Below are 14,509 nucleotides of genomic sequence, written 5' to 3'. Positions count from 1 at the left end.
GCACCGAGTGCAATGCTGCCGTTTTTATGGTTTGCGCTATTCGTTAGATTGCGGGTCGTGCGGAAGGCTTGACCTGCCTTCGCTCGATCAGGCCGGCAACGCTGAAGATCAGGACCTCGATCTCCATGCCGATCTTGTCGCCATCGAGCAACCGGACGACATCGTCTATGCCGGATACAGCCTGGCCATCGATGGCAAGCAGGTAGTCACCCTCCTGCAGTCCGCCCTTTTCGGCCGGGCTATCCTTCTCGATACGACGCAGCCGCACAGCGGTCGAATGCGTGACGCCAGCCTCCAGCGCGATGCGCCGATGCAGCTCGACCGTGTCAGCCGCAATGCCGATATAGGCGCGCCGGACATGGCCGAAACGCAGGATCTCTGACACCACATGCTTGGCCGTGTTCGAGGCGACCGAGAATGCGATGCTCTGCGCACCCTGAATGACGGCGGTATTGACGCCGATAACCTCACCCGCCGACGAAACCAGCGGACCGCCGGAATTGCCGGGATTGAGCGCGGCATCCGTCTGGATGATATCTTCCATCAGCCGACCGCTCGCCGCGCGCATGGAGCGGCCAAGCGCCGAGACGATGCCGGCCGTGACAGTCCATTCGAAACCAAGGGGATTGCCGATAGCGATCGCGATATGACCGCGCTTGAGCGATTTGGAATCGCCAAGTCGCGCCCAATAGCCCGGCCAGTCATTGGCGCGGATGAGAGCGAGGTCGGTATCCGGATCGCGCCCCAGCACCCTGCCCTCGACAGTCGCGCCTTCCGGAGTCTTGATGCGCACGGCTTTGGCGTCGTCGACGACATGATTGTTGGTGACGACCAAGCCGTCCGGTGAAATGGCAAAGCCGGAGCCATGTCCGGCGCGGCCGCCCAAACGCTCGATCCGGCTGACGGCCGGCCCGACGAGATCGACGGCACTCGATACCGATTGCGAATAGGCATCCAGCAGCCCGGCATCGGATGACGGCTGGATGTCACGATCAATGAAGCCCATGAAAACTCCTCCGACGCGGACGCGTCGCTACGAGGACCGGCAGCAACTGTTGGGAGGCAGGAGGCTGTCAGTTCGACAGATTGAAGTGGTGACTATTCAAATGAGATGTCACCCTATCGAGTTCAAGAGCCGACCGAACGCACTCTTCCAACCGACCTCACGGCGGCCGAAATCAGCTCTTGTCGTGCTGCAACAGCCGCTCCAGTTCCCGCTCCTGCATCTCGATAGCTTGCGTGACGAAGCGCAAGATCACCTGCTTTTCCGCCTTTGAAAACTGTTTGAGCATCTGCGAGCCGGCCTGCGCGATCGGGCCATAGGCTTCGCGTCCTAGCCTGATCGCCTTCTCGGATGGTGCTACCAGCACGCGACGCCGGTCGTTGGGATCGGGAACGCGGTGAAGAAGACCGCGTGCCGAAAGGCGGTCAATCAAAGCAGTAACGGAAGGAGGCGCAAGGCCGATAGCTTTGGCGACGGCGTTTGCCGGCTGCGGCGTGCGCATGATCACGCTGAGACAGCGGCGCTCGGCGCTATTGAGCCCATGCAGCTTGCCGAAGGTTTCATCGAAGCTCTCCGTCGCCTCTTGCCAGCGCATGCAGGCAAGGCTGATGGCTTCCACGAGGTGATGCTCATCTTCATTTGACTTTTGTTCGATCATCGAATAATTCATTTATCAAACTATTAGAAGGAAGAACCAATGTGCCCCATTGACGATCCTGCTGCAACCATGAATCGAGCAACAAACCCCGAGGTCACGGTCGGCATATGCGGCGCCGGTATCGGCGGGCTTGTGCTCGCGCTCCGGCTGGCAAAGCTCGGCTTTCGTCCGGTGTTGTTCGAAGCCCGCTCAAAGGAAGCCGCCTTGTCCGAAGGGGAGTTTCTGACGCTCGCTTCCAACGGCATGAACGGGCTGCGCACGGTGGACTGCTACGAAGAAGTATTGCGCCAGGGATTGGAGACCCGCGCCATCGAACTCTGCAACGCGCGCGGTAAAAGGCTCGCACTCATCGACCAGAGCGACCATTTGGCGACATTCGGCACGCCCGCCGTCACTATTAAGCGCGGCGTTCTCACAGGCATCCTGATCGAAAAGTGCCAAGCCGAAGGCATCAGCGTGCAATTTGGCTGGCGCGCGACCAAGGTCGACAACCTCCCGCATGCCGTAACGCTCAACTTCTCCGAAGGCGCAGGCCTTGCCGTCGACCTGCTCGTCGCCGCCGACGGACTGCGATCCTTCGTCCGTACGCAAATATTTCCGGATTATCCCCTGCCGCAATTTACCGGCCTGATCGGCACAGGCGGCCTCGTCGATGCCGACATACCAGATATGGATGGCGTGATGCGCATGACCTTCGGAGAGAAGGCCTTCTTCGGCTACATCAAGACGGCATCCCACCCCGTCTACTGGTTCGAGTCCTTCCCCGCCGACACACCCGACGCTGTACGCACACTGGAACCGACGGCACTGGCCGCTCATGTTCGCCAGATGCATGTCGACGATCCCGAACCGAACAGATCGATCCTCCAGGCGGTCGGTCAGATCGAACGCAGCTATCCCATCTTCGACATGCCGCAGCTTCCGGTCTGGTCGAGCGGGCGTGTCGTCTTGCTCGGCGACGCCGCGCATGCCATTGGCCCGCATGCCGGCCAAGGCGCCTCGATGGCTATAGAAGATGCGGTGGTCTTGTCATCTTGCCTGGCGGATACGCTCGATTACGGTGCCGCCTTTGCCCGCTATGAGGCCCTGCGGCGCCCTCGCATTGCCCGCGTGGTGAAGCTCACCCGGCAAAATGCTTCCAGGAAGCGGAAAAACAGTAGGCTCAGCCTGTTTCTGCGCGATTTGCTTCTGCCCTTGCTTATTCCGTTAAGTGTCAGAGCCGGCCGCAGATTGTTTGCATATCGAGTCGATCTCGACCCGCTCAAGGCAAATCCCTCAACCGAAAGCGCTCACAAGGATGCCGCCTGACATTCGGTCGGTCTGCTGAGGCCAATCTAGGAAATCGGAATAGCCGGCGCAATTCCCTATGCCTGCCGGCACGGAGGAGCTATTCGCGCGGCCAAGCCAGCCTGCTCCAATTTGCAATATAGATTACAAATGCGATGAACATTCCCGATCCAATAAGGTCCAGCCGATGGCGGCCGAAAAGGAAGAGGCCGAGAAGCGCCAAGCCGATCGAGGAGGCGATCAGGAAGAGCGAGGGGATTATGCTTGTGATGGGCACCCCCGCCTCGCCTTCGGCTTCGACGCCATCGCCGGTCACGTGACCATTGGAGCCCGGTGATCGATTAACGAGCCTGACCGTCACCTTGCCGCGTCTGGTGGCGAGCCTACCCCGAACCTTCTTTCTTGAGGTCAGAAGCACGAGCGCCATCGATATCAGCATGCTGCCGAAGCCCCAGGAGAAAACCGTGCATGCTGCCATGGCGGTCGCGTTTGCATAAGTCCGATAAAGGTGAAGTGCCAAAGCTCCCATCGCTATGGTAATGGCAAGAAACAGGGAACCGACAATCAGGAATGTGACCCTGCCGGATAATTGCGTTTCGCCTACCACGTGACCTCCCCATCGACGTCCATCTGCTCAATGCAAATTAGGAGGATGCCGACGATCTTCAAATGCCGGCGCGATATTCAGCCCAGTTCAGCTGCACGCCGGCATGATCTTTACGAAGCAGCGAGCGGCCATAATTAGCTGACGTATCGGGTGATGGAGGTACTCATGAAGATACGAAGATCCCTTTCGGCGATGATCATCATCGGCCTTTCTGCCATTCCTGTCGAAGCTGCGGGGATCGATTGCTTAAAGCCGGGCTCGCCAAGCGATCATGTGATCTGTCAGGACAAATCGCTGCTTGCCCGCGATGCGATGGTGAGGGATCTCTATGCCGCCGCTCTGAAACGCGATGATTCGGACAAGATCCGGGAACGGCAGCGCCGCTGGATCACCAAAGTGCAATCCTGCGGCGATGCAGCATGCGCCCGGCAGGCCTATGACGACCAGATTGCGTCTCTCTTGAGGACCAAGGGCGGACAAAGCGCTTCGACGGATTTCCAGTCGAGCAGCGCCGACGGCAACGAGGGTCATCTTGTCATCTTCGGACCGGTCGGTGGTCTCCTCGCAGTTTCGCTCTCCTCGACCTTCGTCGGCCCGGGCGGAGCAGATGCCGGCGACGTCAACGCCGACGGTCTCGATAGCGTCGTACCGCTGACGAAGGGACACGCTGAACTCTCCAGAGACGCCTGCAAGATCGATCTCGATCGCCTTAACGCAAAGACCTGGCGTGTGTCGCAGGCGGGCGTGTGCGATTTCGCCGCCGGGGTAACCTTGCAGGATACCTATCGCAAACAGTGATATGGCCTAAGCCCGGTTGACTGCCAGGCGAGGAATATCTCGCAATATGGCAACGTCACCGTGCACCAGGCCGTCATCGATAACCAGGAATTTTTGTGATCCAGCCGCCAACGGCGGCCGGGTGATTTGAGAAAGACTGAAATCCGGTGATCAACTGCCAACTGCGTCGGAGGTGCACTTCTTGACGAAACTCGTCTTGGTGGCACCGGCAAGCTTCTTCGCTGCGGCCTGAGTATCGCAGGCGCTTGCGGCATCCTTCTCGCATTTCTTGGTAAAGCTCGTCAAAGCGGCGCCTGCGAGCTTCTTGTCGGCGGCCTGGGCCTTGCATGTCGCATCCGCTGCCATCGCACCGCCGGCGATGCTGGTCGAGACAATGGCTATTGCGAGCAGTCTGATCATCGAATTCCTCCGGGCTATCCCGGCAAAAGACTGGGTTAGTGGAGTCTAACGGAATGCCTGCCGGAGTAAAGATATGCGCCAATCATCCATGCAAAAGAAAAAGCCTTCTGTATTATCCCTCAAACGGCACGGACCTGGCCGACCCCGTCTTGAATCGATCGACAAAAGAATAGAAACTGCCCACATAGGGGCAAGCAATGTCATGCGGCCACCCTCACCTCACGCATTGGCGAAGCGCGACAAGCAGCAACACGAACTGAGTGCTCCACTATCCTCTCATGAAGACTATTTCAGGCACGAATCTCGAACAGGCCAAATCTCACAACCGGCGCGTCGTGATCGAAGCCATTCGCACCAATGGCCCGATGTCGCGGGCCGCCATTGCTCGCATGACGGCGCTGACCACACAGACCGTTTCGAATATCGTGGAGGAACTCGCGCGTTCGCATCTCCTGATCGCGATGGAGGCGCAGAAGATCGCCCGCGGTCAACCGATTACGCCCTATATGATCAATCCGGCTGGCGCCTACTCCATCGGTTTGGAACTCGGGCGCCAGCGTGCGGCCGGCGTGCTCACCGATCTGTCCGGCACGGTCTGCGCCCGCGTCGAGCGCCATGTCGACAGACCGGGGCCGACCGAGGCAATGCCGGTCCTTGCAGAGATCGTCAGGGATCTGCAGGAAGCCTTCTCCTTTGACCGCGACCGGCTGCTCGGCGTCGGTATCGCCTTGCCCGGACGCTATGCCGATGGCGGCGTAACCTCGCTCAGTCCGCTCAACCTGCCGGGTTGGCAGGATTTTCCCGTTGCCAGTGAGCTGGAACGCCTGATCGGCCTGCCCGTACTTGTCGAAAACGACGCTACCGCAGCGGCGATCGGCGAGCGGCTCTATGGCGTTGCCCGCGGCCTTGGCAGCTTCGTCTATCTCTTTCTTGCCGGTGATGGCGGCATTGGCGCCGGAATGTTCCTCGACGGCCATCTCTACAAGGGTAGCCGCGCCAATGCCGGCGAAATCGGCCACATCATCGTTGAGCCGCATGGCAGGCTTTGCACTTGCGGCAAGCGCGGCTGCCTCGATCGCTATGTCTCGCCATCCGTCGCTTACGAATGTCTGGGCATCGAGAATGCACAGGAGCTGGACCCCGACGATCTGGATGCATTGATCGCGGCAAACGGCCATGGCCTGAAGGCATGGCTGGAACAGGCGGTACAGCCGCTGCGCCAGACGATCGACTTTCTCGAGCTGGCCTTCGATCCGCAGACGATCGTGCTTGGCGGCAGTGCGCCAACATCCTTGATGACGGGGCTGGCCGAAAGCGTCGAACCTCTCCACACCCCAGTCAACCCAACCGAAGAGCGCAGCATTCCGCGGTTGATGATCGGCGCCAGCGGCAAGGATACCGCCATTTTAGGTGCGGCCGCTCTGCCTATCTTTTCCGAAACGAACCCGCAGTTCGATGTCCTGCAGAAGCCGTTGACGCATCGTGCCGTTACTCAGCCTTGAAGGGCCAGCATAGCGCCAGCCTTGCATTATTGATTTAACTCAGGCGCGACCAATGCGGGTCGCGCCTGAAGGCCACGCATCAGGCTGTCACAATTGATGCAGGCCGTATAGCAGCGGCATGGTGCCGGCCAATGCCTTGAAACGTTCCCAGGATTTAGCCGACGGCTTCGTCCAACCCGTCTCGGCAAGTGCCGAGAGGCGCGGAAAGACCAGCCGGTCGAAGATGGCCCGATCGGTCATCGATTCCGACCAGATGCAGGCCTGAATGCCACGAAGCTTTTCCTTCTGGGCGTCCGTCCAACCACCGATGGGATCGAAGGTGTAGAGTTTCTCCGGATCCGAATGGCCTGCCCAGCTTGCGCCCGGCTCGTCCCAATCCGGGCGCATCGCCATGTCGAGATAATAGACCTGCCCCGGGCAAACGACGATCTCGTATCCGCGACCGGCAAGCTCCGCCGCCACCTCGACGCTACGCCAGCTGCAGAGATAGCTCTTGTCCTTGTCGATCCTGTCGCCATGGGCCGCCTCTTCCCATCCACCGGTCACGCAACCCTTTGAGGCGAGAAATGCCTGGATGCGTTCCAGGAATTCCGCCTGCAGGAAGGCCGCGCCCGAGCCATGAATATCGTCGGCTCCATGCGTATTGGTGATGACGTTCAATCGCTTGGCATGCGCTTGCGCAACGTCATCACCGGCGATCTCACGCAAGCGTGCCAGCGCCTCCGGCGAGCCGGACCAGGCGCCGAGGGGAACCTCGTCGGCACCGATATGGATCGTCTTGAACGGGAAAAGCTCGATCAGCTCAGAGAGGATCGTCTCGATCACTTCATAGGTCTTTTCACGCGCCGGGTTGATGCAATTATCCGGGAAACCCTGAACAGAATAATAGCTGCCGGCTTCGTTTGGATCGCGCAGCTCCGGAATTGCCTGAAGCATGGCATAGCAATGGCCGGGTATATCGACCTCCGGCAGAACCTCGATGCCAAGACCCTTAGCGTAGGAGACGATGTCGCGCACAACGGCCTTGGTGTAGTAACCACCGGTGCGGGCCGGGCTGGAGCCGAGAAGCGGCGGCACCGGCAGGCCATGGCCGCGCCACGCGCCGACCTCGGTCAGAGCCGGATAGGCATCGATCTCGACGCGCCACGCTTCATCATCCGACAAATGCCAATGGAAGCGGTTCAGCTTATTCCAGGCAAGCACTGCCATCAGCTTCTTGATTTCAGCCGAACCGTAGAATTGCCGTGCGACATCGAGGTGCAGGCCGCGCCAGCTCATCGCGGGTTCGTCGACGATCTCGCCGGCCGCAGGGAAATGGAAAGCCTGTGGGTGCAGGCGCGCGCCGCGCCAGATCTGGCCGATGGTGACGAGACCATAGACGAAGCCGGTCTGCGCGCTCGCTTCGACGGTTATGGTTTCGGGCGAAAAGACGGTTTTATAGGCCTCGGCGCCTAAACCCTCGACCTCTCGCAATTCCACGGGTACGGCACCCTCCGCTTCGGAGCGGATCAGTCCTTCGGCGGAAAAGAGGTGCTCGACGAGAGCCGTAAAGCTTTCGGCGGCAGCCTGCGCCTCCGGCGCCATGGCCTTCAAGGCAAAGCCTGCGGGAAGCGGGCGACGGGAGGAGACAGCGACGCGATTCGGCCAGGGAATGATCGCCAGCGGCACCGGCGGATTGGCCGGCACCGGGTAGACCTCCGCGCCGCGCTTCAACGGCGCATTGCTTGACGACGTACGCGTCGGCTCCGTGCCAAGTGAAACCGTAGTGCCATCGGCAAATGCGAGATAGGCGCTGTTGGCACCATCGTTCCAATGTCGGAACTGCCAGCTCAGCGCGCGAACGGTGATCGTCCACGTCCCGCCACCGGCCAGCACGAAGCCCTCGGGCGGCTGGAATTCGGTAAAATTGGACAGCCGCCTGGTAACCGTCGCACCTTCGACAATGCCGGCTGGATCGACACGACCGGGGCCGCTGACACAGAGCGTAAAGCCGGAAAGCGGCTCCGATGACAGGTTCTTCAGCCGCAGCACATAAGAAAATTCCTTTTCGTCGGTTGGCGGGTTCCAGGTGGTTTCAAGCAGCAGAGCCGGGGATCGCGGTGTGGACATGAGCATTCTTTCTTCCTGAAGGATCGTTCAAAGCTTGAGCATGCCGGCATAGATACCGGGTGCGGAATTGGGGATTTGGATCGCGCCGACCGTCTTCTCGTAGAATTCCGAAGGCCCGACATCGCCGATGACGGTGTAGGCATAACCCATGGCTTTTGCGTCATTGAGGCAGGCAAAGAGAAGCGCGCGACCGATGCCAAGACCGCGCACGCTCTCGTCGACGCCGGTCGGGCCGAAGAAGCCGCGCGCCGTCGCTTCGTGGCAGGCAAAGCCGACAAGCTCGCGATTACGGGTAGCGATGAAGCAGGTCGGCGGCTGGCGGGTCATCGCGACCGTCGTCTCGCTTGCCCAGCCCTCGCTGAAATGTTGAGCCACCCAGCCGGTGATCAGTCGCAGTTCCGGCGGCAGCGCGCGGCGGATGGTGACATCAGCCTTCGCCATGCGCTCGGGCGATTGCGTGTCGACCGGCAGGGTCGATAGATTGACTAGGTAGTCCAAGGGGAATTCCTCCTAATTCGATGCGACCAGCGCACGCATGAAATGATTGGGGCCGACCTCCTCGACCACCGTCGAGATCGGACGGCTGAGCGCGCGGATCCTCTCCGCCTGCTCCAAGAAGCGGGCACTGCCACCGGTCACGAACCTGCGGCCGCCGTCCGGCACAGCCGAAAGCAGAAGCTGCGTATAGGGATGCTTCGGATCGGCGAGCACGGCATTGGTCTCGCCCCACTCGACCATCTGGCCAGCAAACATCACGACGATCTCTTCCGCAACATGAGCCGCCGTTGCGATATCATGGGTGATGTAGAGCATGGCGAGATCGTTTTCCCGCTTTACCCGCGCCAGCAGATCGAGAATGTCCTTGCGGATCGAGACATCAAGCATCGAGGTCGGCTCATCCGCCACCAGCACGCTCGGAGAGACCGCTAGCGCACGGGCGATATTGACGCGCTGACGCTGGCCGCCGGAGAGTTCGTGCGGGAATTTCTGACGCGTCACCGAAGGATCGAGCCCGACGCTTTCGAGTAGCTTCGCTATATCCTCGTCCCGCTCGGCCTTCGGCTTGTCCTGACCGTGCAATTGCAGCGGCCTTGCGATGTGATGATTGATGGTAAAGGCCGGGTTGAGCGATGAGAACGGATCCTGGAAGACCATCTGGACGTCCTTACGGTACATCCGCTCTTCCCTGCCCGACCCTCGCGCCGTGCGATCCTGCCCACGAAACTGCAGCCTGCCGGCCGTCGGCTTGTCGAGCCGGGCGATGATGCGGGCGCAGGTGGTCTTGCCGCAGCCGGATTCGCCGACCAATGCCAGCGCCCGTCCCGCAAACAGCGAGAAAGAGACGCTCTTCAATGCGTGTACCGGGCCGAAATGGCGCTGGATATCATCGAGCCGGATGACGGGTTCTGCAGTTACGGCCTGTATCTGCGGCTTCATGCGAAAACTCCGGAGGGGTGGGCGCTGGCCGGAAGCTGCGGGATGGCATTCCAGAGCTTGCGCGTGTACTCATGGATGGGCGACTGACTGACCTGGGCGACATCGCCGACCTCAACCAATTCGCCTTTCAGCATCACGCCGATGCGATGGCAAAGCTGAGCCATCAGATGCAGGTCATGGGTAATGAAGAGCACCGAGAAACCATAGGTCTGCTGCAGGTCGAGAACCTGCTCCAGAATCTCACGCTGCACGACGACATCGAGCGCCGTCGTCGGTTCATCCATGATGATGAGTTCAGGACGCAGCGCCAGGCAGATGGCGATGACGATGCGCTGACGCATGCCGCCGGAAAACTGGTGCGGATAATCGCCGACGCGATGCGCGGGAATGCCGACCAGCTTGAACATCTCCTCGGCCCGCGCACGCGATTCCTGGCGTGAGCAGCCGGTATGGCGATGCAGGACGTCGTGGAACTGCGCCTCTACCCGCATTAGCGGATTGAGCGAATTCATGGCGCTCTGGAACACCATGCCGATGCGCTTCCAGCGGATCTTCTGCAACTCGCCTTCCGGCATCTTCAGCAGGTCCTGCCCGTCGAGCCGGATGCTTCCGCCACTGACCCAGGCCGGCGCCTTCGATAGCCGCGTGATCGCATAGGCGATCGTGCTCTTGCCGCAGCCGGATTCGCCGGCTAGGCCGAAAATCTCGCCGCGGCCGATATTGAAGGATACATCCTTCACCGCCCGGAAATCGCCCTTATCGAGCAGATAGTCGATATTGAGATGTTCGATCTCAAGCAGGTTTTCGCTCATTGCTCGGCCCTCATCATGCGGTTGCGGGCACGCGTCAGGCGGAACCAGCGGGTCAAGGCCGGGCCGGAACGCAATTGCGGATTGGCGATTTCGTCGAAGGTGAAATTGATCAGCGCGAGACCAAGCCCCGTCAGTGCGATACCGATGGCCGGCACGCCGATATCCCACCAGGCGCCGACCATGATGGCCGAGGCATTCTGGGCGTTATAAAGCATGGTACCCCACGTGACCTTTAGCGGATCGCCGAAGCCGAGATATTCGAGCGTGGTCTGGGCGACGATCGCGTAGATGATGCTGCCGACCAGGTTGATGCCGATGAGCGGCGTCAGGTTCGGCAGGATTTCGACAAAGATGATGCGCCAGGCCGGTTCGCCGATCATTTTGGCTGCAGTAACGAAATCACGGTTGCGCAGCGCCATCGTTTGCGAACGCGTCATGCGTGCGCCCCATGGCCAGGATGTCAGCGCAATGATGGTCATGATTGTCATCGGCCCGACCGTGCCCGCGAAGGAGGCAAGCAGGATCAGGAGCGGCATGTTCGGGATGACTAGCACGGCATTGGTAGCAAGGTCGAGCGCCGCGTCCGTCTTGCCGCCGGTATAGCCGGCGATGAGGCCGATGGCGGTGCCGAGCACGGTAATCGCGATACCCGTGGCAAAGCCGACGGAAAGCGAGCTTCTGGCGCCCCAGACAAATTGTTTGTAGACGTCGCGGCCCATCTTTGTCGTGCCGAAGACATGTTCGACAGATGGCGGCTGATGCGACCGACCGACGCGAGCGCCGGGTTCGCCTGGAGCAATGACCGGCGCTAAGATTGCCATCAGGCATAGCGCCGCGACGATGATGAAGCCGACAAGCGCCTTCTTCTGGCTGAAGATGGATCGGAACGAGAAGCTCATCGGCCTGCCTCCCTTAATCGCGGATCGACGAGACCGTAGATGATGTCGACGAGGAAATTGGCGCCGAGGGTTGCGAGTGTCATCAGCAGCAATTGCCCCTGGATCACAGGATAGTCGCGCGCCACGCTGGCGGTAAACAGCGTCAGGCCGAGGCCTGGATAGTTGAAGACGATCTCGGTGACGATCGAGCCGCCGAAAACGGCGCCGAGCATCAGCGCGAGGTTGGTGAGCACAGGCAGAAGCGCATTGCGCGCGCCATAGCCGAACATGACGGCGAGATTGCTCAGCCCCTTGGCCCGCCCCATCGTCACGTAATCCTCGCCGAGCACGACGATCATGGATGAGCGCATCGTCGTCTGAAACTCGCCGATCAGGAAAGGCGATAGCGTCAGAACCGGCAGGATCGCGTGCATGAACACGCTGCCCACGAAGGTGAAATTAAAGCCCGGATCGAGATTGGGATCGTAGGCATATCCCACCGGGAACCAGCGCAGTGACACCGCGAAGATGAACAGGGTCGTGAGCGCGACAATGACGGGCGGTATCGAGAACAGGATGACTGCGAAAGGCGATACGATCGTATCGAACCGCCCGCCGCGTCTCCAGGCCGCGATGGCGCCGAGCACGACGCCGACGCACAGCGAAAATATGATCGCCGTAACCACCAGGAAGATGGTCCACAGCGTCGCCCGGCTCAGCACCTGGACCACCGTCTGAGGGTAATATTTGACCGAAACGCCAAGATCGAAGGTGGCAAGGCCTTTGAGATAGTCGAGGAACTGCATCATGATCGGCTGATCGATCTCGCCGAAACGCGCCTTGATCGCCTCCACCGCCGCGGGTGTAGCCCGCGGCCCGAGTTGCGCGACCATGGCATCGACGGGGCTCCCCGGCATAAGCCGGGGAAGAATGAAATTCACGACGATCGCGAAGGCCAAGGCCACCGCATAGACGCCGAGGCGCCGGCTTGAAACACGCATCTCTGCTTCCTTCGCTGTGGTCTTATTGGACCGGCTTCAGACGCAGCAGATGCATGAGACGCATGCGGTTGTTGTCGTGGTTTTCCGGGTTCATCACCGGATCCTTGTCCGTGACCCAACCGGTGAAACGCTTGCTGGAATATTGGTACCAGGTCGGACCGTTGAAGACGGGAACGACCGGGAAGTCATCGGCGATTAGAACCTGAATGTCGTTGAAGATCTTCTTGTGATCCTCATCAGAAGAAGACTTCAGATATTGATCGAAGAGCGCATCAAGCTTCGGGTTGGAATAGCGCGCCGCGGCGACGGTAAGCTTACCGGCATAGGCCGTCGACAGGCTCTGATAATAGCCCTGGAACGGCGTTGCACTGTCGGCACGCGAGTTCATGACGACATCGAAGCTGCCGTCGAGAAGCTGCTTGCGCCACTGCTCGTATTCGGGCGTGGCAACCGAGGCGTTGATGCCTGCGGCGCGCAGCCCTTCGACGGCGATCTGCACTGCGTCGATCCAGTCAGTCCAGCCGTTCGGTACGATGACCGCGAAGGTGATCGGCTTGCCGCTCGGCGTGGTGCGGAAACCATCGGCACCCTTCTTGTAGCCGGCATCGTCGAGGATCTTGTTTGCCTTTTCGGTGTCGAAGCCCATGAAGGCGTCCTTATCGCCCTCGGCAGCCTTATTGCGCCAGCTCTCGAAGCGCGGCGGCAGGCCGCTGGCATGCAGGTTGACGACCGGATAACCGAAGCCGGCAATATCGACCATCGACTTGCGGTCCATCGCCAGGCTGAAGGCATGACGGAAGTTGAGGTCCTTGAAAGCTTCGAGATTGCCGGCATTCGTGGATTTGAAGTTCATCTCGAAGGCAACGGTTTCAGCCGGCGGCTGCCAGTAACCATTATGCTGCGGGTCGAGCGCGACGAAGGTCTTGTCGATCTGCGGCAGGAACGAGCCGATCCAGTCCACGGTGCCTTCCGGCAGCAGCGCCAGCATCTGGTCATTACCCGAAATCTGCGGCAGACGCAGGCAGTCGACATGCAGCGACGCGGCATCCCAGTAGTTCGGATTGCGGCACTGCTCGTAGACTTGCGGCGTAAAGCGGCGGACCTCGGTCATCGGGCCGGAACCGACGGGCTTCTCGTTCTTAAAAGCGACCGGATCGGCAACGTCTTTCCAGATATGCTCGGGTACGACGGCGAGATCGGCGAGCGATTCAGGGAATTCGGAATTCACAGCCTTGAGCTTGATCGTCACCTGCGTTGGCGACGGCGCTTCGACGGAGGCGACCGTCTGACCGACACCGACGGTATCGACGGCCGGGTTCTTCAGCATCAGGTCGATCGTGTACTTGACGTCTGCGGAGGTCAGCGGCTGACCATCCGACCACTTCACGCCGGGGCGCAGATCGTAGGTGATCGACTTGAGATCGTCGGAGAACTTGTAGCTTGTCGCCAGGCGCCAGACGGGCTTGCCGCCATCATTGGCGTTGAAGATGACCAACGGCTCGTAGATGAAATCCATCGTGCTCTGGCGACGACCGGCCAGATCGAACGGATTGAAGTTGCTGACCCAGCTGGTCTGCTCCTCGATATGCATCGTCAGTACGGATTCAGCCGCGGAGGCGATACCCGCACTAAGTGCCAGCGAAGCGCTGAGCGCCGCCGCTGCCAGTGATGTCCGCTGAAATAGATTGCGCAATGACTTTTTCCTCATTCTCATTTCCAGCCCCTCTTGCTGTTTTAGAGTAGTCAATCAAATTGATTTAATCGTGAGTTTTGAAACTCGTCAATCGCTGATTGGAAATCAACAGGCATTGATTTTGAGGTCTGAAGGGTTGCCGCGGATGTCGGCACCCACACCGCCGCTACCGGAAATTGCGAGGAGATATCGGAAGCTACGGCGCAGTGGCACGTTTGCAGTTGCGATCATACGGAGCCGCAAGCGCGAAAAAGCGTGCGCTTATCCACAATACCGAAACAGGCACCCTGCCGGCTTGTGCATTTAAGAGCAAATATTCGGGAGA

General features: G+C 60.1%; 14 protein-coding genes. 3 read left to right on the top strand and 11 right to left on the bottom strand.

The genetic code is table 11. The annotated features are described in order from the left end of the window. Nucleotides 1-43: 43 nt before the first annotated feature. Together FBZ99_RS25085 and FBZ99_RS25080 are read right to left on the bottom strand one after the other, a co-directional pair. Complete coding sequence (locus tag FBZ99_RS25085; protein WP_113350967.1) at nucleotides 44-1,006, bottom strand: S1C family serine protease; 963 nt, start codon at nucleotides 1,004-1,006, stop codon at nucleotides 44-46. A gap of 172 nt (nucleotides 1,007-1,178) precedes the next feature. After that, nucleotides 1,179-1,661 carry a MarR family winged helix-turn-helix transcriptional regulator gene (locus FBZ99_RS25080; protein ID WP_233789797.1) on the bottom strand — a complete coding sequence of 161 codons (483 nt, stop codon included), beginning with the start codon at nucleotides 1,659-1,661 and terminating at the stop codon, nucleotides 1,179-1,181. Nucleotides 1,662-1,700: 39 nt separating this feature from the next. Here FBZ99_RS25080 and FBZ99_RS25075 point away from each other — a divergent pair, with 39 nt between their 5' ends. Next, nucleotides 1,701-2,969: an FAD-dependent monooxygenase gene (locus tag FBZ99_RS25075; RefSeq protein WP_113350965.1), complete on the top strand. Its 1,269-nt coding sequence runs from the start codon at nucleotides 1,701-1,703 to the stop codon at nucleotides 2,967-2,969. 79 nt (nucleotides 2,970-3,048) lie between these two features. Here the strand turns inward: FBZ99_RS25075 and FBZ99_RS25070 are convergent, their stop codons facing one another. Further along, nucleotides 3,049-3,555: a hypothetical protein gene (locus FBZ99_RS25070; protein ID WP_113350964.1), complete on the bottom strand. Its 507-nt coding sequence runs from the start codon at nucleotides 3,553-3,555 to the stop codon at nucleotides 3,049-3,051. 165 nt (nucleotides 3,556-3,720) lie between these two features. On the opposite strand from FBZ99_RS25070, the gene FBZ99_RS25065 reads away from it, so the two are divergent. Next, nucleotides 3,721-4,353: a lysozyme inhibitor LprI family protein gene (locus tag FBZ99_RS25065; protein ID WP_145635563.1), complete on the top strand. Its 633-nt coding sequence runs from the start codon at nucleotides 3,721-3,723 to the stop codon at nucleotides 4,351-4,353. A 150-nt stretch (nucleotides 4,354-4,503) separates the two neighbouring features. On the opposite strand, the gene FBZ99_RS25060 is transcribed toward FBZ99_RS25065, so the two are convergent. Next, the gene (locus FBZ99_RS25060) at nucleotides 4,504-4,752 is read right to left on the bottom strand and encodes a hypothetical protein (protein WP_113350962.1); all 249 of its coding nucleotides are present in this window, start codon (nucleotides 4,750-4,752) and stop codon (nucleotides 4,504-4,506) included. Nucleotides 4,753-5,030: 278 nt separating this feature from the next. Here FBZ99_RS25060 and FBZ99_RS25055 point away from each other — a divergent pair, with 278 nt between their 5' ends. Continuing rightward, nucleotides 5,031-6,254: an ROK family transcriptional regulator gene (locus FBZ99_RS25055; RefSeq protein WP_113350961.1), complete on the top strand. Its 1,224-nt coding sequence runs from the start codon at nucleotides 5,031-5,033 to the stop codon at nucleotides 6,252-6,254. Nucleotides 6,255-6,341: 87 nt separating this feature from the next. Here FBZ99_RS25055 and FBZ99_RS25050 read toward each other — a convergent pair whose 3' ends face one another. From FBZ99_RS25050 to FBZ99_RS25020, 7 genes are read right to left on the bottom strand one after another with little or no spacing between them, the layout of a single operon-like run. Then, nucleotides 6,342-8,369 (bottom strand): beta-N-acetylhexosaminidase, encoded by a 2,028-nt coding sequence (locus FBZ99_RS25050; protein WP_186450351.1) that lies wholly within the window; start codon nucleotides 8,367-8,369, stop codon nucleotides 6,342-6,344. A 21-nt stretch (nucleotides 8,370-8,390) separates the two neighbouring features. Continuing rightward, nucleotides 8,391-8,861 (bottom strand): GNAT family N-acetyltransferase, encoded by a 471-nt coding sequence (locus FBZ99_RS25045; RefSeq protein WP_145319835.1) that lies wholly within the window; start codon nucleotides 8,859-8,861, stop codon nucleotides 8,391-8,393. Nucleotides 8,862-8,873: 12 nt separating this feature from the next. After that, entirely contained in the window at nucleotides 8,874-9,800 is a 927-nt protein-coding gene (locus FBZ99_RS25040) for an ABC transporter ATP-binding protein (protein ID WP_145635561.1), read from the bottom strand. Next, nucleotides 9,797-10,612 (bottom strand): ABC transporter ATP-binding protein, encoded by an 816-nt coding sequence (locus tag FBZ99_RS25035; protein WP_145635558.1) that lies wholly within the window; start codon nucleotides 10,610-10,612, stop codon nucleotides 9,797-9,799. The genes FBZ99_RS25040 and FBZ99_RS25035 overlap by 4 nt, the downstream gene beginning before the upstream one ends. Beyond that, complete coding sequence (locus FBZ99_RS25030) at nucleotides 10,609-11,511, bottom strand: ABC transporter permease (RefSeq protein ID WP_145635556.1); 903 nt, start codon at nucleotides 11,509-11,511, stop codon at nucleotides 10,609-10,611. The genes FBZ99_RS25035 and FBZ99_RS25030 overlap by 4 nt, the downstream gene beginning before the upstream one ends. Then, nucleotides 11,508-12,491 carry an ABC transporter permease gene (locus FBZ99_RS25025; RefSeq protein ID WP_145319827.1) on the bottom strand — a complete coding sequence of 328 codons (984 nt, stop codon included), beginning with the start codon at nucleotides 12,489-12,491 and terminating at the stop codon, nucleotides 11,508-11,510. Before FBZ99_RS25025 ends, FBZ99_RS25030 begins: the two co-directional genes overlap by 4 nt. 22 nt (nucleotides 12,492-12,513) lie before the next feature. Next, nucleotides 12,514-14,205 (bottom strand): ABC transporter substrate-binding protein, encoded by a 1,692-nt coding sequence (locus tag FBZ99_RS25020; RefSeq protein WP_145635554.1) that lies wholly within the window; start codon nucleotides 14,203-14,205, stop codon nucleotides 12,514-12,516. Between the last annotated feature and the right edge of the window lie 304 nt (nucleotides 14,206-14,509).

Source organism: Rhizobium sp. ERR 1071 (assembly GCF_007828675.1).
GTDB classification, from domain to species: Bacteria; Pseudomonadota; Alphaproteobacteria; order Rhizobiales; family Rhizobiaceae; genus Rhizobium; species Rhizobium dioscoreae.
The sequence above is the reverse complement of the archived record's forward strand: the minus strand, read 5'-3'. Positions and strand labels throughout refer to the sequence as shown.